The 21,809-nt window shown below is 64.5% G+C and carries 36 protein-coding genes; 1 reads left to right on the top strand and 35 read right to left on the bottom strand.

Going from position 1 to position 21,809, the window contains the following annotated elements; translation table 11 throughout:
* Positions 1–57: 57 nt before the first annotated feature.
* The 14 genes from F804_RS0113300 to rplO form a co-directional block, all read right to left on the bottom strand.
* Positions 58–771, bottom strand: a complete 714-nt coding sequence (locus F804_RS0113300) for an ATP12 family chaperone protein (protein ID WP_022708242.1) — start codon at positions 769–771, stop codon at positions 58–60.
* Positions 768–1,424: an HAD-IA family hydrolase gene (locus tag F804_RS0113295; protein WP_022708241.1), complete on the bottom strand. Its 657-nt coding sequence runs from the start codon at positions 1,422–1,424 to the stop codon at positions 768–770. The genes F804_RS0113300 and F804_RS0113295 overlap by 4 nt, the downstream gene beginning before the upstream one ends.
* Positions 1,421–2,470 carry an RluA family pseudouridine synthase gene (locus F804_RS0113290; RefSeq protein ID WP_022708240.1) on the bottom strand — a complete coding sequence of 350 codons (1,050 nt, stop codon included), beginning with the start codon at positions 2,468–2,470 and terminating at the stop codon, positions 1,421–1,423. Before F804_RS0113290 ends, F804_RS0113295 begins: the two co-directional genes overlap by 4 nt.
* Positions 2,467–2,841 carry a fluoride efflux transporter CrcB gene (gene crcB, locus F804_RS0113285; RefSeq protein ID WP_022708239.1) on the bottom strand — a complete coding sequence of 125 codons (375 nt, stop codon included), beginning with the start codon at positions 2,839–2,841 and terminating at the stop codon, positions 2,467–2,469. The genes F804_RS0113290 and crcB overlap by 4 nt, the downstream gene beginning before the upstream one ends.
* 31 nt (positions 2,842–2,872) lie before the next feature.
* Positions 2,873–4,189 carry a replication-associated recombination protein A gene (locus tag F804_RS0113280; RefSeq protein WP_022708238.1) on the bottom strand — a complete coding sequence of 439 codons (1,317 nt, stop codon included), beginning with the start codon at positions 4,187–4,189 and terminating at the stop codon, positions 2,873–2,875.
* A 51-nt stretch (positions 4,190–4,240) separates the two neighbouring features.
* A complete protein-coding gene (locus tag F804_RS0113275) occupies positions 4,241–4,831 on the bottom strand; it encodes an acyl-homoserine-lactone synthase (protein WP_022708237.1) in 591 nt (196 codons plus the stop codon).
* Positions 4,832–4,893: 62 nt separating this feature from the next.
* On the bottom strand, positions 4,894–5,505 hold the full coding sequence (locus F804_RS0113270; protein WP_022708236.1) for a helix-turn-helix transcriptional regulator: 612 nt from the start codon (positions 5,503–5,505) through the stop codon (positions 4,894–4,896).
* Between the two features lie 322 nt (positions 5,506–5,827).
* A complete protein-coding gene (gene rplQ / locus F804_RS0113265; RefSeq protein WP_022708235.1) occupies positions 5,828–6,241 on the bottom strand; it encodes a 50S ribosomal protein L17 in 414 nt (137 codons plus the stop codon).
* A gap of 118 nt (positions 6,242–6,359) precedes the next feature.
* Positions 6,360–7,376, bottom strand: a complete 1,017-nt coding sequence (locus F804_RS0113260) for a DNA-directed RNA polymerase subunit alpha (RefSeq protein ID WP_022708234.1) — start codon at positions 7,374–7,376, stop codon at positions 6,360–6,362.
* Between the two features lie 115 nt (positions 7,377–7,491).
* Positions 7,492–7,881, bottom strand: a complete 390-nt coding sequence (gene rpsK, locus F804_RS0113255; RefSeq protein WP_022708233.1) for a 30S ribosomal protein S11 — start codon at positions 7,879–7,881, stop codon at positions 7,492–7,494.
* Positions 7,882–7,893: 12 nt separating this feature from the next.
* Positions 7,894–8,262, bottom strand: coding sequence for a 30S ribosomal protein S13 (rpsM, locus tag F804_RS0113250; protein ID WP_022708232.1), 369 nt, complete (start codon positions 8,260–8,262; stop codon positions 7,894–7,896).
* Positions 8,263–8,417: 155 nt separating this feature from the next.
* Complete coding sequence (locus F804_RS0113245; RefSeq protein ID WP_028725976.1) at positions 8,418–9,008, bottom strand: adenylate kinase; 591 nt, start codon at positions 9,006–9,008, stop codon at positions 8,418–8,420.
* A gap of 99 nt (positions 9,009–9,107) precedes the next feature.
* Complete coding sequence (gene secY, locus F804_RS0113240) at positions 9,108–10,478, bottom strand: preprotein translocase subunit SecY (protein WP_028725975.1); 1,371 nt, start codon at positions 10,476–10,478, stop codon at positions 9,108–9,110.
* A gap of 108 nt (positions 10,479–10,586) precedes the next feature.
* Positions 10,587–11,063, bottom strand: coding sequence for a 50S ribosomal protein L15 (gene rplO / locus F804_RS0113235; RefSeq protein ID WP_022708229.1), 477 nt, complete (start codon positions 11,061–11,063; stop codon positions 10,587–10,589).
* 212 nt (positions 11,064–11,275) lie between these two features.
* Here rplO and F804_RS0113230 point away from each other — a divergent pair, with 212 nt between their 5' ends.
* Positions 11,276–11,872: a hypothetical protein gene (locus tag F804_RS0113230; RefSeq protein WP_022708228.1), complete on the top strand. Its 597-nt coding sequence runs from the start codon at positions 11,276–11,278 to the stop codon at positions 11,870–11,872.
* Positions 11,873–11,939: 67 nt separating this feature from the next.
* Here F804_RS0113230 and rpmD read toward each other — a convergent pair whose 3' ends face one another.
* The 21 genes from rpmD to F804_RS16525 all read right to left on the bottom strand — a co-directional run.
* Entirely contained in the window at positions 11,940–12,125 is a 186-nt protein-coding gene (gene rpmD, locus F804_RS0113225; protein ID WP_022708227.1) for a 50S ribosomal protein L30, read from the bottom strand.
* A gap of 10 nt (positions 12,126–12,135) precedes the next feature.
* Positions 12,136–12,732: a 30S ribosomal protein S5 gene (gene rpsE / locus F804_RS0113220; RefSeq protein WP_022708226.1), complete on the bottom strand. Its 597-nt coding sequence runs from the start codon at positions 12,730–12,732 to the stop codon at positions 12,136–12,138.
* A gap of 123 nt (positions 12,733–12,855) precedes the next feature.
* Positions 12,856–13,215, bottom strand: a complete 360-nt coding sequence (gene rplR / locus F804_RS0113215) for a 50S ribosomal protein L18 (protein ID WP_022708225.1) — start codon at positions 13,213–13,215, stop codon at positions 12,856–12,858.
* 12 nt (positions 13,216–13,227) lie between these two features.
* Positions 13,228–13,761: a 50S ribosomal protein L6 gene (gene rplF, locus F804_RS0113210; RefSeq protein ID WP_022708224.1), complete on the bottom strand. Its 534-nt coding sequence runs from the start codon at positions 13,759–13,761 to the stop codon at positions 13,228–13,230.
* Positions 13,762–13,771: 10 nt separating this feature from the next.
* On the bottom strand, positions 13,772–14,170 hold the full coding sequence (gene rpsH / locus F804_RS0113205; protein ID WP_028725974.1) for a 30S ribosomal protein S8: 399 nt from the start codon (positions 14,168–14,170) through the stop codon (positions 13,772–13,774).
* An 8-nt stretch (positions 14,171–14,178) separates the two neighbouring features.
* A complete protein-coding gene (rpsN, locus tag F804_RS0113200; protein WP_022708222.1) occupies positions 14,179–14,484 on the bottom strand; it encodes a 30S ribosomal protein S14 in 306 nt (101 codons plus the stop codon).
* A gap of 19 nt (positions 14,485–14,503) precedes the next feature.
* On the bottom strand, positions 14,504–15,064 hold the full coding sequence (gene rplE / locus F804_RS0113195; protein WP_022708221.1) for a 50S ribosomal protein L5: 561 nt from the start codon (positions 15,062–15,064) through the stop codon (positions 14,504–14,506).
* On the bottom strand, positions 15,064–15,369 hold the full coding sequence (gene rplX, locus F804_RS0113190) for a 50S ribosomal protein L24 (RefSeq protein ID WP_022708220.1): 306 nt from the start codon (positions 15,367–15,369) through the stop codon (positions 15,064–15,066). Before rplX ends, rplE begins: the two co-directional genes overlap by 1 nt.
* Positions 15,369–15,737: a 50S ribosomal protein L14 gene (gene rplN / locus F804_RS0113185; RefSeq protein WP_022708219.1), complete on the bottom strand. Its 369-nt coding sequence runs from the start codon at positions 15,735–15,737 to the stop codon at positions 15,369–15,371. The genes rplX and rplN overlap by 1 nt, the downstream gene beginning before the upstream one ends.
* A gap of 77 nt (positions 15,738–15,814) precedes the next feature.
* Positions 15,815–16,060, bottom strand: coding sequence for a 30S ribosomal protein S17 (gene rpsQ / locus F804_RS0113180; RefSeq protein ID WP_022708218.1), 246 nt, complete (start codon positions 16,058–16,060; stop codon positions 15,815–15,817).
* Positions 16,061–16,071: 11 nt separating this feature from the next.
* Positions 16,072–16,278, bottom strand: a complete 207-nt coding sequence (gene rpmC, locus F804_RS0113175; protein ID WP_022708217.1) for a 50S ribosomal protein L29 — start codon at positions 16,276–16,278, stop codon at positions 16,072–16,074.
* A 192-nt stretch (positions 16,279–16,470) separates the two neighbouring features.
* The gene (gene rplP, locus F804_RS0113170; protein ID WP_022708216.1) at positions 16,471–16,884 is read right to left on the bottom strand and encodes a 50S ribosomal protein L16; all 414 of its coding nucleotides are present in this window, start codon (positions 16,882–16,884) and stop codon (positions 16,471–16,473) included.
* A gap of 12 nt (positions 16,885–16,896) precedes the next feature.
* Positions 16,897–17,613 carry a 30S ribosomal protein S3 gene (rpsC, locus tag F804_RS0113165; RefSeq protein WP_022708215.1) on the bottom strand — a complete coding sequence of 239 codons (717 nt, stop codon included), beginning with the start codon at positions 17,611–17,613 and terminating at the stop codon, positions 16,897–16,899.
* Positions 17,613–17,993, bottom strand: coding sequence for a 50S ribosomal protein L22 (gene rplV, locus F804_RS0113160; RefSeq protein ID WP_022708214.1), 381 nt, complete (start codon positions 17,991–17,993; stop codon positions 17,613–17,615). Before rplV ends, rpsC begins: the two co-directional genes overlap by 1 nt.
* A 5-nt stretch (positions 17,994–17,998) precedes the next feature.
* Positions 17,999–18,277: a 30S ribosomal protein S19 gene (rpsS, locus tag F804_RS0113155; RefSeq protein WP_022708213.1), complete on the bottom strand. Its 279-nt coding sequence runs from the start codon at positions 18,275–18,277 to the stop codon at positions 17,999–18,001.
* A 3-nt stretch (positions 18,278–18,280) separates the two neighbouring features.
* Complete coding sequence (gene rplB, locus F804_RS0113150) at positions 18,281–19,117, bottom strand: 50S ribosomal protein L2 (protein WP_022708212.1); 837 nt, start codon at positions 19,115–19,117, stop codon at positions 18,281–18,283.
* Positions 19,118–19,213: 96 nt separating this feature from the next.
* Positions 19,214–19,510: a 50S ribosomal protein L23 gene (locus tag F804_RS0113145; RefSeq protein ID WP_022708211.1), complete on the bottom strand. Its 297-nt coding sequence runs from the start codon at positions 19,508–19,510 to the stop codon at positions 19,214–19,216.
* Positions 19,507–20,127 (bottom strand): 50S ribosomal protein L4, encoded by a 621-nt coding sequence (gene rplD / locus F804_RS0113140; protein WP_022708210.1) that lies wholly within the window; start codon positions 20,125–20,127, stop codon positions 19,507–19,509. Before rplD ends, F804_RS0113145 begins: the two co-directional genes overlap by 4 nt.
* A complete protein-coding gene (rplC, locus tag F804_RS0113135; RefSeq protein ID WP_022708209.1) occupies positions 20,127–20,987 on the bottom strand; it encodes a 50S ribosomal protein L3 in 861 nt (286 codons plus the stop codon). Before rplC ends, rplD begins: the two co-directional genes overlap by 1 nt.
* 10 nt (positions 20,988–20,997) lie before the next feature.
* Entirely contained in the window at positions 20,998–21,306 is a 309-nt protein-coding gene (rpsJ, locus tag F804_RS0113130) for a 30S ribosomal protein S10 (RefSeq protein ID WP_022708208.1), read from the bottom strand.
* 269 nt (positions 21,307–21,575) lie between these two features.
* A partial coding sequence (locus tag F804_RS16525; RefSeq protein ID WP_022708207.1) for an EF-Tu C-terminal domain-related protein occupies positions 21,576–21,809 on the bottom strand: 234 nt, incomplete at its 5' end.

Raw genomic sequence — 21,809 nt, 5'->3', positions numbered from 1 at the left:
GGTATTGTGCCGATACAAGTTGCTGCGTCAAGCGCCGCCTTGGACAGGCGCGCGCTTTCAATCGGTGCGGGTCAACTGCCAGAGACGTTCCGCATCGCGCATCGCGACCAGCCTTGCGGCGGCTGCCTCCTGCGCCTCCTCGTCCTCGCCCCATTGGCGAATCTGGTATTCCTCGTCGATGCGCGACAGGGCGAAGGCGCCCTCGGCATCCAGCCGTCCTTCGATGACGGCAAGGCCTAGGATCAGCGATCCGGGCAGCGTCACAAGGTCGTGCAGCGCGGTCAGGCCGAACAGGTCCAGCCCCGCCACCCGGTCGTGCAGCCGCCCCAGCACGGCAGGGTCCTGCGCCACGGGCATCACCCCCGCGGTCACCGCCAGCCGCGCGTCATGGCGTTCGGCGGCCCAGTCGATGATCGGGTCCCAGCCCTGTGCCTGAAGATCGACAAGCTCTTGCGGGTCGGTTGCCCGATAGGACAGCAGGTCCGTGCCCGCATATTCGGCAAGCATGGCCGCCACGCCCGCGAATTGCGGACGCACCTTTTCGATGGCCGAGTTCGCGGCGCGGGTCAGCGGCATGGTCTGGGGGCGAATCTCCTGTTCCTGCGCGTCCCATTCGGCGGCGACAGCGCGGGCCAGCCCCTCGGTCGGCAGGATCAGCGCCTGCTTGCCGGGGGTGCGCAGGGGGCGGTCGTCCAGCACGACCTCCCATCCGGCATCGGCGGTCCTTATATCCGCCACCTTCCAGAACCGGCGCGCTTTCCACTCGCTCATGCCGCCCACTCCTCGATCATCCGTTCAAGTTCCGCGAAATCGGGCGCGATCCGTGACGCGCCCGCCTGCCACAGCATCTCGCTGTCGTGATAGCCCCAGGCGACGCCCAGGCCCGTGGCCCCTGCCCCGCGCGCCATCTCCATGTCGAAACTGGTGTCGCCGATCATCACCGTGCGCGCGGGTTCGGCCCCGCATTCGGACATGGCGGCCTGCAGCATCGCGGGATGGGGCTTGGACGGATGACCGTCCGCCGTCTGCAGGCTGAGGAAGCGGTGCTCCAGCCCGTGATGCGCGATCATCGCATTCAGGCCTCGGCGGGACTTGCCCGTGGCGACCGCCAGCATCAGGTCGTCGCGCGCCCCCAGCCGGTCGAGGCACGCCCGCGCACCGGGATAGAGCGGCGCGGGCTGCGCCTTGCGGCCCGCCATGAAGGCCCGCTTGTAGCCCTCGACGATGCGGCCCTGCATGTCACCGGGCAGGTCCGGCACCAGCCGCGCGACGGCGACCGGCAGCGACAGCCCCACGATGGACAGGACCTGCGCCTTGGGCAGCGCGGCCAGACCCTCGCCCTCGAATGCCTCGGACATCGCGTGATGGATCAGCGCCTGGCTGTCTATCAGCGTGCCGTCCACGTCGAAGACGACCAGCCTCATTCGTCGTCCGCGAAGGGATCCGCCGGAACGTCGGCCTCGTTCCAGCCGAGCGTCTTCCAGGTCCGCGCCATGTGATCGGGCAAGGGCGCGGTCAGCGTGATGCGCTTCTTGGTGATCGGGTGGTCGAAGGACAGGCTGCGGGCATGCAGATGCAGCTTGCGGCTGATCTCTCCGCCCAGCTGCGCACCCCAGCCGTCGCCCAGGTTCTCCTGACCCGAGCCGCCATACTTGCCGTCGCCCACGATCGGATGGCCAAGCTCGGCCATATGCGCGCGCAGCTGGTGGGTGCGCCCGGTGATGGGCACCAGTGCACACCAGCTGGCCCGCGTGCCAAGCGCATCGAGAACGGCGTAATCGGTCGTCGCACGCTTCGCGCCCTCGGTCGCGTCGATGTCGCGGGGATGGATCGCCATCATCTTCTCGCCCTCGCCGCCGCGCCCATGGCCGGGCGCCTTGACCAGGCCGTAGCGGACCGTGCCCATGCGCGGATGCGGCGTGCCCGCGACCGCAGCCCAGTAGATCTTGCGCGTGGTGCGGTTGCGGAACGCCTCGGACAGGGCGCGGGCGACACGGTCGGTACGCGCCAGCAGCAGGATCCCCGAGGTGTCCTTGTCCAAACGGTGCACCAGCTTGGGCCGATCCTTGTAGCCGAACATCAGCGCCGTGGTCAGGCCGTCGACGTGACGGTTCCCCTGCCCGCTGCCGCCCTGGCTGGGCAGTCCCGGCGGCTTGTTCAGCGCGATGATGTGCTCGTCCTTCCACAGGACCGCGGCCTGGATCATCTGCGCGTCGGCATCGCCCACGCGCGGGCCCGCAGCCTGCGAGGGCGCGGGACGGTCGTCGGGCAGCGGCGGGATGCGGACCTCCTGCCCCTCCTCCAGCCGCGTCGCGGCCTTCACGCGACCGCCATCGACGCGAAGCTGGCCGGTGCGGCACATCTTCTCGACCGCGCCCTGCGTCAGCTGCGGAAACTTCTTCTTCAGCCAGCGGTCGAGGCGCTGGTCGCCCTCGTCCTGGCCGATGCGGATCGTCTGAACGCCGCTCATGCGAATAACCCTCGTCCGGCTGCCAGCCCCGCGATCACTGCCACAAGCGACAGCGTGACCGAGGCCAGCACGTAAATGGCCGCCCCCAGATGCTGCCCACGCTCGTATAGCGTCAGCGCATCCAGCGAGAAGGCCGAGAATGTCGTGAACCCGCCCAGAAGGCCCGTCAGCAGCATCGGCGCGAACTGGTTGCCGAAGCGATGTGCGAAGGCCGCCGCAAGGACGCCCATGGCAAGGCTGCCCAGCACGTTCACCGTCAACGTCGCGACAGGGAAATGCGGACCGTGCCACGGCATCAGCCGCGTGACGGCAAGGCGCATCACCGCGCCCGTCGCACCGCCGATCGCCACCTGAAGGTAAGGGTTCATCATCACGTGGCTCTGTTCCCCTTGGCCGCCAAAGTCAACCGCCGCGCTTCAGACGCTGGCTGACGAACCAGTCCAGGCGGCGTTTCAGTTCCCGCTCGAACCCCCGCTCGACCGGGGTATAGAGAACGGGCCGCTTCATCCCGTCGGGGAAATAGTTCTGCCCGCTGAAGCCGTCCTCGGCGTCGTGGTCATAGGCATAGCCCGAACCGTAGCCCTGTTCCTTCATCAGCCTGGTCGGCGCGTTCAGGATGTGGGCGGGCGGCATCAGGCTGCCGGTGCGTTTCGCCTCGGCCCGCGCGGCCTTGTAGGCGGCATATCCGGCGTTCGATTTCGGCGCGAGCGCGAGATAGATCACGGCCTGCGCCAGCGCCAGCTCGCCCTCGGGGCTGCCCAGGCGTTCATACAGCGCCCAGGCATCCAGGCAGTGGCGCTGCGCCGCGGGATCGGCAAGGCCGATATCCTCGACCGCCATGCGGGTGATGCGTCGGGCAAGGTAACGCGGATCCTCGCCCCCCTCCAGCATGCGGCCCAGCCAGTACAGCGCCGCGTCGGGATCGCTGCCGCGCACCGATTTGTGCAGCGCGGAGATGAGGTTGTAATGCTCGTCGCCGGACTTGTCGTATTTCATCGCCCGGCGTTGCAGGCGGCGTGCCATCTCGTCGGGCCCAAGCGGCGCATCCGTCCGCCAGGCCGCGACCTGCTCGATCAGGTTCAGCGCGGCCCGCCCGTCGCCATCCGCCATTTCCAGCAGCCCGTCGCGGGCCTGCGCGGTCAGGGGCAGCTTGCGGCCCAGGTCGCGTTCGGCGCGCTGCGCCAGCAGCTCCAGCTCGGCCAGGGACAGGCGCTGCAGGACGATGACCTGCGCGCGCGACAGAAGCGCGGCGTTCAGCTCGAACGAGGGGTTCTCGGTGGTGGCGCCGACCAGAAGGATCGTGCCGTCCTCCATGTGGGGAAGAAAGCTGTCCTGCTGCGCCTTGTTGAAGCGATGGATCTCGTCGACGAACAGCAGCGTGCCCTGCCCCTGCCCGCGCCGCATCTTGGCGGCGTCGAAGACCTTGCGCAGCTCCGGCACCCCCGAGAAGATCGCGCTGATCTGGACGAAGGTCAGGTCGGTCTCGTCCGCCAGAAGCCGCGCGATGGTGGTCTTGCCGACCCCCGGCGGGCCCCAGAAGATGACCGAGGACAGGCTGCCCGCCGCAAGCATGCTGCCCAGGGGGCCGTCATCGCCCAGGACATGCGCCTGCCCGATCACCTCGGACAGGTTGGCAGGCCGGATGCGGTCGGCAAGTGGTCGGCCCCCCGAACGTGTCGGGGGCTGCGGGTCGTCTTTGCTGTCGAACAGATCGGCCATGATGGCCCCAATCTAAGCACGACGCGCGGGCTGCAACAGCCCCGTCCGTCATCAGTGCATCTTGACGCTGAGGTCGATGGACACGCATTGGAATTCGCCGTCGTCGATCCACATCACCGGCCCGAGCGCATGCGCATCCAGGCCGCAGCGACCATACCAGCGTTCCCAGTTAGCACCGGTCAGCGCGATCAGCTGCGTCGCGCCCAGTTCGCGGGCGGAGCCGGTCATCGCCTCGACCATCTTGAAATGCACCCGGCGACGCGCGCTCTGGGGGATGGCATGGCTGACGAACACGCGCGAACATTCCCAGACATTGGGATCGACCGGCGCCTTGTCATCCAGCAGGTTCTGCGGGATCGACCCGCCCAGCACGCCTTCCTGCGCGTCCCGGATCATGTAGCTGTAGATGCCGCAGCGCGCCGTCGTCGGCGTCAGGCGGATGCCCGCCAGCACCTCGGTATGGTCGTGGATCGCGATCCAGCGGCTTTGCGGAGTGTCGTACTGGTCGAACTCCATGTCGTCGGCTTCGGGCAGATCCCAGTTCTTCTGGACGATGAAGCTCTGCTTACGTGCGCGAAAAAGGTTGGCGAACAACTCGCCATGGTTGTGAAGATTGGAAAAGGACAAAGTGGTGGTCTGCATCTTGGCGCTCCTGAGGTGATAATCGACCCCCCGCCGATTGCGGACCCCCCAGACGACACATCCTACAGCAGCCTGTATTCCTTGGCGCGCTGCAGGGCCTCTGCCGTGGTCCGCGCCTTCAGACGCTCCCTCACGGAGATCAGCCTCGCCTTGAACGCGCTCTCGGTGATTCCCAGCTTGGCCGCGGCCGCTGCATGACGGTCGCCTTCCGCAATACAACGAAGGGCATCTTTCTGAGCCTTGGTCAGGCTCTCAGGCGGCTCGGTGATATCGTGGAGCTGCCTGACCGTTGACGAGACCTGTTCGATCTCGACATCCGTGAATTCGCGGTCGTCGCGCGCAAAGCTTGCGATGGTCCGCGATGCGATCGGCCCGTGCGAGACGGTCAGACCGAAGATCAACCCGTGATCCGCCGCATCCTGGAGGATGTTGAACGGATCGGGGATCGGCAGGGCCGACCAGCGGCACGCACCCGTGGTCGAGAAACCCCAGGCGATGGTGGGGTCGCGAAGGGCATAGCCGTTGCGCGAATAGAAGTCGGCCCATTCCTCGGCATAGGTCTGGAACTGCATCAACGGCGCGGCGAAGCGGATGTGCAGGCCAACGAAATACCCTGCCGGGGCGATCCGCCCCAGCTTCTGAAGTCCGGCATTTATGTCTGCACGTGATGACATGGCTTTTTAGACAAGTTGAATGCGTTTCGGTCAATCGCCAGAAATACTTTCGGCGAATACTGTTGCGAATTGGTTAACCCAATCCGTCTCCGACAGGTTTCCATCCATGTCCTCCGATCGACGCCCCTGCTTCGCCAAGTCCGTGGCGCGCTCTCCCCAATCGCGCCATGATATACGCCGAAGCCCTCTCGTAAAAGCTGAGTCTCTGGCGTTCACATTCCCTTACGTAGCGTCGACTTGCCGGAATACCCTACCCCGCCAATGAAAAAGGCCCCGAAGCTACGCCTCGGGGCCCATCGCGATGCGCTGATGCGCGATCCGCTTATTCTTCGACTTCGGCCTCGAGGCGGGCACGGTCGGCAGCACCCTTGGCCGAGGTGTCGCGGTCGACGAACTCGATGATGGCCATGGGCGCCATGTCGCCATAGCGGAAGCCGGCCTTCATGACGCGAACATAGCCGCCCTGACGGTCCTTGTAGCGCTCGCCCAGGACGTCGAACAGCTTGGCGACATACTGGTCCTGCTTCAGCTGCGAGGCAGCCTGACGGCGGGCGTGCAGATCGCCGCGCTTCGCCAGCGTGATCAGCTTCTCGATGATCGGGCGAAGTTCCTTCGCCTTGGGCAGGGTCGTCTTGATCTGTTCGTGCTCGATCAGCGAGCCGGCCATGTTGGCGAAGAGCGCCTTGCGGTGCTCATGGGTGCGGTTGAGGCGGCGGTAACCACGTGCGTGACGCATGATGTATCTCCTTTGACGTCTTTTGCTTTGTCCGGCGGCCCATGCGTGCGGACCGCTCTCCTTGGGGCTTCATGCCCGGTATCTGACCGGGGACCGCGGGGGTCCCCGGCCGAATTCGTCAGAACTGGTCGTCGAAACGCTTGGCCAGGTCCTCGATGTTCTCCGGCGGCCAATCCACGACATCCATGCCCAGGTGCAGGCCCATGCCCGAGAGCACTTCCTTGATCTCGTTCAGCGACTTGCGGCCGAAGTTCGGGGTGCGCAGCATCTCGGCTTCGGTCTTCTGGATCAGATCGCCGATATAGACGATGTTGTCGTTCTTGAGGCAGTTCGCCGAACGGACCGACAGCTCCAGCTCGTCGACCTTCTTCAGAAGGCGCGGATCGAACTCCAGGCCGTCGTCGTTGTCCTGGCGGCTTGCGGCCTCGGGCTCGTCGAAGTTGACGAAGACCGACAGCTGGTCCTGGACGATGCGGGCGGCGAATGCGACCGCGTCCTCGGGGGTCAGCGAACCGTCCGTCTCGATCTTCATGGTCAGCTTGTCATAGTCCAGCACCTGACCTTCGCGGGTCGGCTGAACCTCGTAGCTGACGCGCTTGACCGGCGAGAAGATCGCGTCGATCGGGATCAGGCCGATGGGGGCGTCCTCGGGGCGGTTCTTGTCCGCCGCGACATAGCCCTTGCCGGTGGTGACCGTCAGTTCCACGTTCAGCTCGGCGCCGTCATCCAGATGGCAGATCACGTGATCGCGGTTCAGGATAGTGATGCCGTTCGTTTCCTGGATGTCGCCGGCCTTGACCTCGCCCGGACCCTTGGCCTGCAGCGTCAGGCGCTTGGGGCCCTCGACTTCCATCTTCAGCGTGACACCCTTGAGGTTCAGCACGATGTCGGTCACGTCCTCGCGGACGCCCGCCACGCTGCTGAACTCGTGCAGCACGTTGTCGATCTGGACCGAGGTGATGGCCGCGCCCTGCAGCGACGACAGAAGCACGCGGCGCAGCGCGTTGCCGAGCGTCAGGCCGAAACCACGCTCCAGCGGCTCCGCGACCAGCGTCGCGGTGCGGGTCGCATCAGCGCCCGGCTTGACGACCAGCTGCGTCGGCTTGATCAGTTCGGCCCAATTCTTGTGGATCATGGACTAGCCTCCATACCTGTTCCCGACCCATGACCAAGGCCGGAAACGCCCGAGGTGAAATGCGAAACACCTGCCCGCACGAAGCCCGTGCGGACAGGGTAGTGATGATCCGAAATCAGACGCGGCGGCGCTTCGGCGGGCGGCAGCCGTTATGGGCGATCGGCGTCACGTCACGGATGGCCGTGATGTTGAAGCCGGCAGCAGCCAGTGCGCGCAGAGCCGATTCACGGCCCGAACCCGGGCCCTGGACTTCGACTTCCAGCGTGCGGACGCCGTGTTCCTGAGCCTTGCGGCCCGCATCCTCGGCAGCCATCTGGGCGGCGTAGGGGGTCGACTTGCGCGAACCCTTGAAGCCCATGGTGCCAGCCGACGACCACGAGATCGCGTTGCCCTGGACGTCCGAGATCAGGATCTTGGTGTTGTTGAAGCTCGAGTTCACGTGAGCAACGCCAGCGGCGATGTTCTTGCGCTCTTTACGCTTCATGCGAGTTTTATCACGTGCCATATCGGTGCCCCCTTACTTCTTCTTGCCGGCGATCGGCTTGGCCGGGCCCTTGCGGGTGCGGGCATTGGTATGGGTGCGCTGACCGCGGACCGGCAGGCCGCGACGGTGGCGCAGGCCACGATAGGAACCGAGATCCATCATGCGCTTGACGTTCATCTGAACTTCGCGGCGCAGGTCGCCTTCGACGGTCAGGTTGGCGTCGATGTATTCACGCATCTGCAGGACTTCGGCGTCCGACAGTTCGTTCACGCGACGGGTGCGATCGATGCCGACTGCTTCGCAGATCTGGTCTGCGAACATCGAACCGATGCCGTGGATATAGGTCAGTGCGATGGGGACGCGTTTCCCCGTCGGAATGTTGACGCCAGCGATACGTGCCACGCGTTTTCCTTTTCTGTTGCGGTTCCGTAGCCCCGGAACCTTTTTTCACAACGCAAGGCCCGAAAGCCATGCCTTCGGGCCGTACTTTGATCCACCCGCCAAGGCAGGTGATTCTCTCACGAGATGTCGTGCTGTAGCGACACACTCGATCAAGGTCAAGCCTGAGCGGTCTCCGTGCCCAGGGCAGCCGCGATCTGCGCGGCAACCTCGTCCATCGCGGCCATGCCGTCGACCTGACGCAGATCGCCCGTGGCATAGTAGTAGCCCAGCAGCGGTGCGGTCTTCTTGTAGTATTCGCGCAGGCGGTCGGCGAAGACCTCGGGGGTGTCGTCCTTGCGGACCGGCTCGCCCGCGGCCAGCGATTCCTCGGCGCGCTTCACGATGCGGGCGACCAGCGCCTCGTCATCGACCTTCAGCTCGATCGCGGCGTCCAGCTTCATGCCCATCTCGGCCAGCAGCTTGCCCAGTGCGTCGGCCTGCGCCAGCGTCCGGGGGAAGCCGTCGAAGATGAAGCCCTTGCCGCCCTCTTCCAGCTTCTCGCGGATGAGGCCGATGACGATCTCGTCGGTGACCAGCTGGCCGCGATCCATCACGTCGGCAACCAGCTTGCCCATCTCGGTGCCCGAGCTGCGCGCGGCACGCAGCATGTCGCCGGTCGACAGCTGGACCATGCCACGCTCTTCCACGAGACGGCGTGCCTGGGTTCCCTTGCCCGCGCCCGGAGGGCCAAGAAGGATGATGTTGATGGTCATGGCGTTTGTCCCCCACTGGCCGCGATCTTGCTTCGGCCTTTTCCAGTCATGCAAACGGGCGCAGTGATGCGCCCGCAGCGTTTCTCTTGCGGCTCAGCGACGCGCCGGCGCGCGGCGCGGCTTGGCGGAACCGGGTTTCCGTTTCCCGCGCAGCTGCGACTTCTCGATCAGGCCCTCGTACTGATGGGCCAGCAGATGGCTCTGGACCTGGTTGATCGTGTCCATCGTCACCGAGACAACGATCAGGACCGAGGTGCCGCCCAGATAGACCGGGATCGACAGCTGCGTGCGCAGGATCTCGGGCATGAGGCAGACGAGCGCCAGGTAGGCCGAGCCGATGACCAGCACGCGGTTGACCACGTAATCGAGGTACTCCTGCGTGCGCTTGCCCGGACGGATGCCCGGAATGAAGCCGCCCTGGTTCTTCAGGTTGTCGGCCACGTCGTCGGTCTTGAACGAGACGTTCTGCGTGTAGAAATACGTGAAGAACACGATCATCGCCGCGAAGAACAGCAGATAGAGCGGCTGGCCGGGCCCGAAATAGGCCAGGATCACCGACATGACCGGGCCGGTCTCGCCGCCCGAGAAGGTCGAGATCGTCACCGGCAGCAGCAGCAGCGAGCTTGCGAAGATCGCGGGGATCACGCCGGCGGGGTTGACCTTCACCGGCAGGTGGCTGGATTGGCCGTCATAGACCTTCATGCCGACCTGGCGCCGCGGGTACTGGATGCGGATCTTGCGCAGCGCGCGCTCCATGAAGACCACGAAGCCGATGACCGCGATCAGCATCACGATGACGAACAGGATGGTCCCGGTCGAGATCGCGCCGGTGCGGCCCTGCTGGAAGAAGTTGGCGATCGCGGCCGGGATCTCGGCCAGGATGCCCACGAAGATGATCAGGCTGATGCCGTTGCCGATGCCGCGGGCGGTGATCTGCTCGCCCAGCCACATCAGGAACATCGTGCCGCCGACCAGCGTGATGACCACGGCGGCCTGGAAGAACAGGCCCGGATCATGAGCAAGGCCGCCCGCCTCGAGGCTGCGTGCCAGGCCGTATGCCTGGAACAGCGCCAGCGCGACCGTGCCATAGCGGGTGTACTGGTTGATCTTCTTGCGGCCCTGCTCGCCCTCTTTCTTCAGCTGCTCCAGCGCCGGGACCATCGAGGTCAGCAGCTGGACGATGATCGAGGCCGAGATGTAGGGCATGATGCCGAGGGCGAAGACGCCCATGCGGCCCAGGGCGCCGCCGGTGAACATCGACAGCATGCCGCCGATCCCGGACTGTGCCTGTTCCATGAAGTTGCGAAGTGCCGCGCCGTCGATGCCCGGCACCGGGATGTAGGTCCCGATGCGGTACATGATCAGCACGCCGATCGTGAACCAGATCCGCTGGCGAAGTTCGGTGGCCTTGCCCAGCTGAGCCCAGGAAAGGTTCGCGGCCATCTGTTCTGCGGCTGACGCCATGAGTATCCGTCCCGTGTCATGACAGCGCCGCCGACCCGTATTTCGGGGGCCGGCGGCGCCAGAAAACCTGAATGCTATCTATGGGGCCGAACTGCCCCGATCAACAGCTTATTCGGCTGCCGCGGCTTCTGCGGGCAGCGAGACCTTGCCGCCGGCCTTCTCGACAGCCTCGACGGCCGCCTTCGAGGCACCGGTCACGGCGATGGTCAGACCGGCCTTCAGCTCGCCCTTGGCCAGCAGACGGATGCCGTCCAGCTTGCGGCGCACCAGGCCCGAAGCGACCAGACCGTCCTCGGTCAGCTCGGCCGAGCCGTCGATCTTGCCGGCATCGATGAACGACTGGATCTGGCCCAGGTTCACGACGGCGAATTTCTTGGCGTTCGGCGCGGTGAAGCCGCGCTTCGGCAGGCGGCGGTACAGCGGCATCTGGCCGCCTTCGTAACCGTTCAGCGCGACGCCCGAACGCGACTTCTGGCCCTTGATACCACGGCCGGCGGTCTTGCCCTTGCCCGAACCCGGGCCGCGCGCGACGCGCTTCTTGCTGCGGTTTGCGCCTTCGTTGTCACGAATCTCGTGCAGTTTCATTTCGCTTCTCCTATGCCGGACGCGTCCCCGAAGCGATGACGGGACGGACGCGGCTTTTCTTGCTTGTTGCATGTCGTGCCCACGGGCACCGGGGGCGTATACGCGCAATGCTTGCGGCTTTCAAGCATCCGTTCCGCTCTCACCAGCTTGTGTCTTGAGGATCGCGCGGCTCTGGCGTCAAGCAGATCTCATTCGATCCAAGGACCGCCCCCATGAAACGCCTGCTGCCCGCCCTGATTCTGTCGCTTGCGCCCGCCGCCCCTGCCCTTGCCGCCGATGCGGTCTTCTGCTCGGCCCGTATCGAGGGGCAGGACGTGGTGCTGGCGCACGACCCCTCGGACCCGAATTCGACCCGGCGCGAGAGGCTGTCCGCGAAACTGGGCCGGGACGCCTGCCCCGCCCATGTGACCCTGCGCGCGCTGACCCCGAACCTGACCGAGGAGGAACGCACCCCCTTCTGCCTGCGCGAGGATCGCGGCGACATCCTGGGCATCGACCTTGGACCGCGCGACGGTCGCGGTCGCTGCGCGCGACCGTCGCGTTCGGTCTGCGAACGCGTGAATGCCGCAACCGGCGCGGCGGGCGCGATCACGGGCGCCGCCGCACGGGGGGCCGCGGCGGGCGTCGACCGGCTGCCCGATGGATCGGGCGCGGTCATTCTCAGCGGTGGCAGCGGGGCGATATCCTCGGCGCTGGCGGCGATGGGCGGGGCCGCGGCGACGGTCGCGGCATCGCCTGTCCTGCTGACGGGCGCGGCGGTGTCGGTCGTGGCGGTCGGCGGGACCGTCTATGCCTGCAGGCCCGACTGACGGCGCGGCCCCGAAACGCAAAACGCCCCGCACATGGCGGGGCGCTTCGCTTGGCAATCCCGAAGGATCACTTCTTTTCTTCGATGATGGTGACCAGATGCGGGATCTTGGCGACCATGCCGCGCACTGCCGGGGTATCTTCCAGCTCGCGCGTGCGGTTCATCTTGTTCAGACCCAGGCCTTTCAGCGTCTCGCGCTGAATGGCGGGGCGACGGATCGGCGAACCGATCTGCTTGACGACGATCGTGGCCATGCTGCGCTCCTTATGCGTCGGCTGCCGAGGTCACGGTGGCATCGGTGCCAGCGGTCGCCTCGGGTGCCTTTTCCTGGGTCGGCAGAATGTCGGCCACCTTCTTGCCGCGACGCTGCGCGACCGAACGGGGGCTGGCTTCCTTTTTCAGGCCATCCAGGGTTGCACGGATCATGTTGTAGGGGTTCTGCGAACCCTGCGACTTCGCGACGACGTCCTGGACGCCCAGCATCTCGAAGACGGCACGCATCGGGCCGCCCGCGATGATCCCGGTACCCGGAACGGCGGTGCGCATGATCACCTTACCGGCGCCGTGACGGCCCTCGATATCGTGATGCAGCGTGCGACCGTCGCGCAGCGGGACGCGGATCATGTTGCGCTTGGCCTGCTCGGTCGCCTTGCGGATCGCCTCGGGGACTTCCTTGGCCTTGCCCTTGCCGAAGCCGACACGGCCGCGCTGGTCACCGACGACGACCAGAGCCGCGAAGCCAAAGCGCTTACCGCCCTTGACCGTCTTCGACACACGATTGATCGCAACAAGGCGATCGGCGAATTCCGGAGTCTCTTCGCGATCTTCGCGACGGCCCCGGCGGTTTTCACGTTCTGCCATAAGGCTTTCCTTATCAGCTGGCGCAAAGGCGCCGTTGGTTTCAATCCAGGTGGGCCGCCCCATGACGGCGCGGCCCCCGGATCATCGGGACGGCGCGAGGAAGACCCCGCGCCGCCCGCAAAATCAGAACTTCAGACCACCTTCACGGGCAGCATCGGCCAGGGCCTTGATCTTGCCGTGGAAGATGAAGCCGCCACGGTCGAAGACGACTTCCTCGATGCCGGCGGCTTTCGCACGCTCGGCGATCGCGGAACCGATCTTGGCCGCAGCCTCGACGTTGTTCTTGCCGAACAGGCCGAAGTCCTTCTCCAGCGTGCTGGCCGAGGCCAGGGTCACGCCGCGAACGTCGTCGATGACCTGCACCGAGATGTTCTTGGACGAACGATGGACCGACAGCCGCGGACGGCCGTTCGACATCGCACGAAGTTTGTTCCGAACGCGCAGGCGGCGCTTCTGGAACAGCTCTTGCTTTTTCAGTGCCATTTCTCGCGCCCCTTACTTCTTCTTGCCTTCCTTGCGGAAGACATACTCGCCCTTATAGCGGATGCCCTTGCCCTTGTAGGGCTCGGGGCGGCGCCACTCGCGGATGTCCGACGCAACCTGGCCGACCAGCTGCTGGTCGATGCCTTCGACGACGATCTCGGTCTGCTTCGGCGCGGTGATCGTGACACCTTCCGGCGTCTCGAAGTTCACCTCGTGCGAATAGCCGAGCGACAGCTTCAGGGTCTTGCCCTGCATCTGCGCGCGGTAACCGACACCCTGGATCTCGAGCTCCTTCTTGAAGCCTTCCGAGACGCCGACCGTCAGGTTCTCGATCATCGAGCGGGTCATGCCCCACTGCTGACGAGCACGCTTCGACAGGCCGCGCGGGGTGACGCGGACGGCACCCTCTTCCAGGGCAACGGTCACGTCGTCCGTCGCGGTGAAGCTGCGGGTGCCCTTCGGGCCCTTCACTTCGACCGTCTGGCCCTTGACTTCGGCCGTCACACCCTTGGGCAGTTCGACCGGTTTCTTACCAATCCGAGACATTCCGCCCTCCTTAGAATACGGTGCAGAGGACTTCGCCGCCAACATTGGCGTTGCGAGCCGCTGCATCCGACATGACGCCCTTGGGGGTCGAGACGATGGAGACGCCCAGACCCTGACGGACCTGCGGGATTTCCTTGGCGCCGGTGTAAACGCGACGGCCAGGCTTCGAGACGCGCGACAGTTCCCGGATGACCGGGGTGCCGTCGTGGTACTTCAGACCGATTTCCAGCTCCTTGTGGCCGGTTTCGGTCGTCACTTCTTCATAGCCGCGGATGTAGCCTTCACCCTGAAGGACATCCAGGACCCAGGCGCGCAGCTTGCTGGCCGGGGTGCGGACGGTCGATTTGCCACGCATCTGCGCATTGCGGATGCGGGTCAGCATATCGCCGAGAGGATCGTTCATCATCACTTTGCCCCTTACCAGCTGGACTTGACCAGGCCGGGGATCTGACCGTTCGAGCCGAGCTCGCGCAGCATGATCCGCGACAGTTTCAGTTTGCGGTAATACGCGTGCGGACGGCCGGTGAGCTGGCACCGGTTGTGCAGACGCGTCGCCGAGGAGTTACGCGGCAGTTCAGCCAGCTTCAGCGAAGCCTTGAAACGCTCTTCCATCGGCAGGGACTGGTCATTGATGACCTCTTTCAGGGCAGCACGCTTGCCGGCGTACTTCTGAACCAGACGCTCGCGCTTCTTCTCGCGCTCGATCATGGATTTCTTAGCCATATCTCTTTCCCTCCGCGACTCAGCTGGTGAACGGCATGTTGAAATGCTTCAGCAGCGATTTCGCTTCCGCGTCGGTCTTCGCGGTGGTGCAGATGATGATGTCCATCCCCAGAACTTCGTCGACCTTGTCGAAGTTGATCTCCGGGAAAACGATGTGCTCCTTGAGGCCCATCGCATAGTTGCCGCGGCCGTCGAACGACGTGCCTTTCACGCCGCGGAAGTCGCGGACGCGGGGCATTGCGATGTTGATCAGGCGATCCAGGAATTCGTACATGCGGTCGCCGCGCAGGGTCACTTTCGTGCCGAGCGGCATTTCCTCACGAACGCGGAAACCTGCGATCGACTTCTTCGCCTTGGTCACGACGGCCTTCTGACCCGCGATGAGCGACAGCTCCTCGGCGGCCTGCTTGACCTTCTTCGTGTCCTTGACGGCCTCGCCGACGCCCATGTTCAGGACGATCTTGTCCAGACGCGGGATCTGCATGTCGTTCTTGTAGCCGAACTCTTCCTTGAGAGCGGCACGGACGGTGTCGCGGAACTGCTGGCGCAGACGCGGCGTGTACTTGGTTGCGTCGAGCATCAGATCACGTCTCCCGTGGTCTTGGCGAAGCGCACCTTCTTGCCGTCTTCCTCGCGGAAGCCGACGCGGGTTGCCTTGCCGTTCGCGTCCATCAGCGACAGGTTCGACAGGTCGATAGGCATGGCCTTCGACACGCGACCGCCCTGGCTGGCCTGGGTCTGGCGCTGGTGACGGATGGCCATGTTGACGCCGTCCACGATCGCCTTGTTCTCTTTCGGGAACACCGCGGTCACTTCACCCTGCTTGCCCTTGTCCTTGCCGGCAAGCACGACGACCTTGTCGCCCTTCTTCAGCTTGGCAGCCATTACAGCACCTCCGGCGCAAGCGAGATGATCTTCATGAAGTTCTTCGCGCGCAGCTCGCGGACGACCGGCCCGAAGATACGGGTACCGACCGGCTCACCCTGGTTGTTCAGGATGACGGCGGCGTTGCGGTCGAAGCGGATCGAGGTGCCGTCTTCGCGATTCACTTCCTTGGCGGTCCGAACGACCACGGCCTTGCGGACGTCGCCCTTCTTGACCCGGCCCCGCGGGATGGCTTCCTTGACGGACACCACGATGATGTCGCCCACCGACGCATAGCGACGGTGCGAACCACCCAGGACCTTGATGCACTGAACCCGGCGGGCGCCGGAGTTGTCAGCAACATCCAGATTGGTCTGCATCTGGATCATTTGGTTTCTCCCGACCTTTGGGGACCGGCCTTGCCGGCCCCAGGGTTTCGATCATGACTGATCAGTACGGATGGACCTTACGCCGAAACGGCTTCGTCCGTAAGGACGGCCCAACGCTTGGTTTTCGAGACCGGGGCACATTCGACGATGCGAACGGTGTCACCGACCTTGAACTGGTTTTCCGCGTCATGCGCGCGGTACTTCTTCGACAGACGCACGGTCTTGTGCAGCAGCGGGTGCTTGAAGCGGCGCTCGACGAGAACGGTCACGGTCTGGTCGTTCTTGTCCGAGACGACCTTGCCTTGCAGGATGCGTTTGGGCATGGATCGGCTCCTTAGTTCGAGGCCGCGGCGTCAGCCGCTTTCTGGTTCAGAATGGTCTTCACGCGTGCGACGTCGCGACGGACGGTGCGCATGCGGGCAGTGTTCTCGAGCTGGCCGGTGGCCTGCTGGAAGCGCAGGTTGAACGCTTCCTTCTTCAGCGCAACCAGCTGTTCCTGCAGCTGATCGGGCGTCTTCGTGCTCAGTTCATTGGCGTCCATGACGCTTCTTCCTTTCAACATCACCGGAGAGCCCCTGGCATCCAGGGCCACCCTGATTCCGGTGGAGTTTCGTGATGAAGGCCTGCGCATACAGGCCGAATGCCCTTTTGACAACCCCCTAAGGGCGGCCGGGCAGAAGAAAGCCCCACCGATCGCTCGGCGGGGCCATCCCTTTCGTTCGCGGAACCCGGATTACCAGTCTTCGCGCGCGACGATGCGGGTCTTGATCGGCAGCTTCATCGAGCCGAGGCGCAGGGCCTCCTTCGCGATGGAATCGCTCACGCCGTCGATCTCGAACATGATCCGGCCCGGGTGGACGCGGGCAGCCCAGAAATCGATCGAGCCCTTGCCCTTACCCATACGGACTTCGGTCGGCTTCGACGAAACCGGCAGGTCCGGGAAGATGCGGATCCAGACACGACCCTGACGCTTCATGTGACGCGTGATCGCGCGGCGGGCCGCTTCGATCTGACGCGCGGTCACACGCTCGGGTTCGATGGCCTTCAGCGCAAACGAGCCGAAGTTCAGGTCGAAACCACCCTTCGCAGCGCCGTGGATACGGCCCTTGTGCTGTTTGCGGAACTTGGTCCGTTTCGGTTGCAGCATGTTCGTTACTCCTTACCGGGCGTCGCGATCACGGCGCGGACCGCGGGGTGCCGGACCTTCCTGAGCCTCGGCAGCGCGGCGCTCGCGGGCCGAGGGATCATGTTCCATGATCTCGCCCTTGAAGATCCACACCTTGACGCCGATGATCCCGTAAGGGGTCGAGGCTTCGGCCAGTGCATAGTCGATGTCGGCGCGCAGGGTGTGCAGGGGCACACGGCCTTCGCGATACCACTCGGTGCGTGCGATCTCGGCACCGCCCAGACGGCCGGCGACGTTCACGCGGATGCCCAGGGCGCCCATGCGCATCGCGTTCTGGACCGAGCGCTTCATGGCGCGACGGAACGAGACACGACGCTCGAGCTGCTGAGCGATCGATTCCGCGACCAGGGCAGCATCGACTTCCGGCTTGCGGACTTCGACGATGTTCAGGTTCACGTCGCTGCTGGTGAAGTTCGACAGCTTCTTGCGCAGGACTTCGATGTCCGCGCCTTTCTTGCCGATGATCACACCCGGACGCGCTGCGTGAATGGTCACGCGGCACTTCTTGTGGGGACGCTCGATGATGACGCGGCTGATGCCGGCCTGCTTGGCTTCCTTCTTGATGAAGTCCCGGATCTTCAGGTCTTCAAGAAGCAGGTTACCGTATTCCTTGTCGTCGGCGTACCAGCGGCTGTCCCAGGTGCGGTTGACCTGGAGGCGCATGCCAATCGGATTAACCTTCTGACCCATTACGCTTGCTCCTCGACTTGGCGCACCTTGATGGTGATTTCCGAAAACGGCTTCATGATCTTGCCGAAACGACCACGTGCCCGCGGACGGCCACGCTTCATCACCAGGTTCTTGCCGACCCAGGCTTCGGCGACGATCAGGTTGTCGACGTCGAGGCCGTGGTTGTTCTCGGCGTTCGCGATGGCCGACTGAAGGCATTTCTTCACGTCGATCGCGATGCGCTTGTGCGAGAAGGTCAGATCGGCCAGGGCCTTGTCGACCTTCTTGCCACGGATCAGCTGAGCCACGAGGTTCAGCTTCTGCGGCGAGGTGCGAAGCATCTTCGTCTTGGCGAAGGCCTCGTTCTCCGCCACGCGGCGCGGATTGTTTTCCTTACCCATGACGATTACTTCCTCTTGGCTTTCTTGTCCGCCGCGTGACCGTAATAGGTGCGCGTGGGCGAGTATTCACCGAACTTCTGGCCGATCATCTCTTCGCTGACCGCAACGGGGATGTGCTTGTGCCCGTTGTAGACGCCGAAGGTCAGGCCGACGAATTGCGGCAGGATGGTCGAACGACGCGACCAGATCTTGATGACGTCGGACTTGCCCGACTCACGAGCCTTTTCCGCCTTCTTGAGCACATAGGCGTCAACAAAGGGGCCCTTCCAAACAGAACGTGCCATAGATTAGCGCCCCTTCTTCTGGTGACGCGACCGGACAATGTACTTGTCGGTCGACTTGTTCGAACGGGTCTTCTTGCCCTTGGTGTCCTTACCCCAGGGAGTGACCGGCGTACGGCCGCCCGAGGTACGGCCCTCACCACCACCATGCGGGTGGTCGATCGGGTTCATGGCGACGCCGCGGACGCTCGGGCGGATGCCCTTGTGACGGTTGCGGCCAGCCTTGCCCAGGTTCTGGTTCGAGTGGTCGGCATTCGACACGGCACCGATGGTGGCCATGCATTCCTGACGGACCATGCGCAGCTCGCCCGAGGACAGGCGGATCTGTGCGTAGCCACCGTCACGACCGACGAACTGTGCGTAGGTACCTGCCGAACGCGCGATCTGACCGCCCTTGCCGGGCTTCAGTTCGACGTTGTGGACGATGGTACCGATCGGCATGCCGCTGAAGGGCATGGCGTTGCCCGGCTTCACGTCGACCTTCTTGCCGGCGACGACCTTCTCGCCGACTGCAAGACGCTGAGGTGCCAGGATGTAGGCCTGCTCGCCGTCTTCATACTTGATCAGCGCGATGAACGCGGTGCGGTTGGGATCGTATTCGATACGCTCGACCACCGCAGCGACATCCAGCTTGGTGCGCTTGAAATCGACGATGCGGTAAAGGCGCTTCGCCCCGCCGCCCTTGCGGCGCATGGTGACACGTCCGGTGTTGTTCCGGCCGCCCTTCTTCGTCAGACCCTCGGTGAGGGATTTGACGGGGCGACCTTTCCAAAGCTCCGAACGGTCGATCAGAACCAGCCCGCGCTGGCCAGGCGTAGTCGGCTTGTACGACTTCAATGCCATCTTTCTGTCTTCCGTTGCTTTGGACCTGGTGGTCCGTTTCGTCCAAAAGATCGACGGCCCCGGACAATGCCGGGGCCGCAGATTCGCGACCTACTATCAGAGTCCGGTGGACACGTCGATAGTGTTACCCTCTTCGAGGGTGACATAGGCCTTCTTGACGTCGCTGCGACGGCCGGGCTGGCCGCGGAAGCGCTTCGTCTTGCCCTTGGTAATGGTCGTGTTGACCGCCTTCACCTTCACGCCGAACAGAGCTTCGACCGCATCCTTGATCTGCGGCTTGCTCGCGTCCTTCGCGACCTGGAAGACAACACCGTTGTTCTCCGAGGTCAGCGTGGCCTTTTCGGTGATGATCGGCTTGACGATCACGTCGTACTGTTCGGGTTTCGCGCTCATTTCAGGCGAGCCTCCAGAGCTTCGACACCCGCGCGCGTGATCACCAGCGTATCACGCTTGAGGATGTCATACACATTGGCGCCGATCGACGGCAGGACGTCCACACCATCGACGTTGCGGGCGGCGCGGGCAAAGCCCTCGTTCACCTCGGCACCGTCGATGACCAGGACGCGCTTCCAACCGTTTTCCTTGACGGTCTTGGCGACGGCCTTGGCCTTGGCTTCGGCGAGGTTCAGGTCCTCGACGACGACCAGCTCGCCTGCGGTGGCTTTCGCCGACAGGGCGTGCTTCAGACCCAGGGCGCGGACCTTCTTCGGCAGATCGAAGGCGTGCGAACGCGGGGTCGGACCCTTGTAGACACCACCGTGACGGAAGATCGGGGCCTTCTTGGAACCGTGGCGTGCGCCGCCGGTGCCCTTCTGGCGATAGATCTTCTTGGTCGAGTAGCTGACGTCCGACTTGCCGAGGACCGAGTGGGTCCCCTGCTGCGCCTTGTTGCGCTGCCAGCGGACGACGCGCTGCAGGATGTCGCCGCGCGGCGCCAGCCCGAAGATCTCGTCGGCCAGCTCGATCGACCCGGCCTTGCCGGAGTCCAGCTTGATCACATCGAGTTTCATCACTTGTCTCCTTCGGGCGCGGCGTCGCCGTCAGCCTTGTCGGCCTCGATCGAGGCTTCGGCTTCCTTCAGCGCGGCTTCCTCGGCAGCAGCTGCCTCGGCCTCGGCGGCCTTGCGGGCGGCTTCTTCCTCGGCTGCTGCCTGAACGGCGGCTTCCTCGGCCAGACGCTTCGCTTCATCCGCAGCCGACTTCAGCGCGGCGGGATAGATCACGTTCTCGGGGATGGCCTTCTTGACGGCATCCTTGACGGTGACCCAGCCACCCTTCGAGCCCGGGACCGAGCCCTTGACCATGATCAGGCCACGGTCGGCATCCGTGCGGACGACCTGCAGGTTCTGCGTGGTGACGCGAACGGCACCCAGGTGACCTGCCATCTTCTTGCCCTTGAACACCTTGCCGGGGTCCTGGCACTGGCCGGTCGAACCGTGCGAACGGTGGCTGATCGACACGCCGTGCGAGGCGCGCAGACCACCGAAGTTGTGGCGCTTCATCGCACCCGCGAAACCCTTACCGATCGAGGTGCCGGCGATGTCCACGAACTGACCTTCGAAATAGTGGTCAGCAGTGATCTCTTCACCGACGTTGATCAGGTTTTCCTCGGCGACGCGGAATTCCGCGATCTTGCGCTTGGGCGCGACCGAGGCCTTCGCGAAGTGACCGCGCATCGCGGCGGTCGTGCGCTTGGCCTTGGCTTCACCGGCGCCCAGCTGAACGGCGGTATAACCGTCGCGATCGGCGGTACGCTGAGCCACGACCTGCAGTCCGTCCAGTTGCAGGACGGTGACGGGAACCTGACGGCCATCTTCCAGGAAGAGACGCGTCATGCCCAGTTTCTTGGCGATAACACCAGTACGCAGCATGATTGCCTCCTTACACCTTGATCTCGACATCCACGCCGGCAGCCAGGTCGAGCTTCATCAGCGCGTCCACGGTCTGCGGGGTGGGGTCGACGATGTCGAGAAGACGCTTGTGCGTGCGGATCTCCCACTGGTCGCGCGACTTCTTGTCGATGTGCGGACCACGGAGAACCGTGAATTTCTCGATCTTGTTCGGCAGCGGAATCGGGCCACGAACAGTCGCACCGGTGCGCTTGGCCGTGTTCACGATTTCCTGGGTGCTGGCGTCCAGAACCCGGTAATCGAAGGCCTTGAGCCGGATGCGGATATTCTGATTTTGCATCGTCACATCCCTCTTGCAGGGAGTTCCAGTCGAGAGGCTGACGGCGCACCATGCGGCGCCAGCTTCGGACCGTATATAAAAAATGCAGGCCGCCCCGTAGGATGGCGGCCCGACATAAATCTACCGATTCGGCCTTTCGGAAAGACCGATGACAGAGATGAGCCCCATTACAGGCCCCGCCCCTTCCGGTCAAGTCCCCGCGGGGGTGGTCGAATGCAGAAGGGCCGCCCTTTCGGACGGCCCCCTGTAACGCGATGTCCCGGTCGGGATCAGGCGAGGATCTTCGAGACCACGCCTGCGCCGACGGTGCGGCCGCCTTCGCGGATGGCGAAGCGCAGCTTCTCTTCCATCGCGATCGGGGCGATCAGTTCGACTTCGAACTTCAGGTTGTCGCCCGGCATCACCATCTCGGTGCCCGAGGGCAGCGTCACGGTGCCGGTCACGTCCGTCGTGCGGAAGTAGAACTGCGGACGGTAGTTCGCGAAGAACGGCGTGTGGCGGCC

The organism is Paracoccus zeaxanthinifaciens ATCC 21588 (genome assembly GCF_000420145.1).
In the GTDB taxonomy this organism is placed as follows: domain Bacteria; phylum Pseudomonadota; class Alphaproteobacteria; order Rhodobacterales; family Rhodobacteraceae; genus Paracoccus; species Paracoccus zeaxanthinifaciens.
The sequence above is the reverse complement of the archived record's forward strand: the minus strand, read 5'-3'. Positions and strand labels throughout refer to the sequence as shown.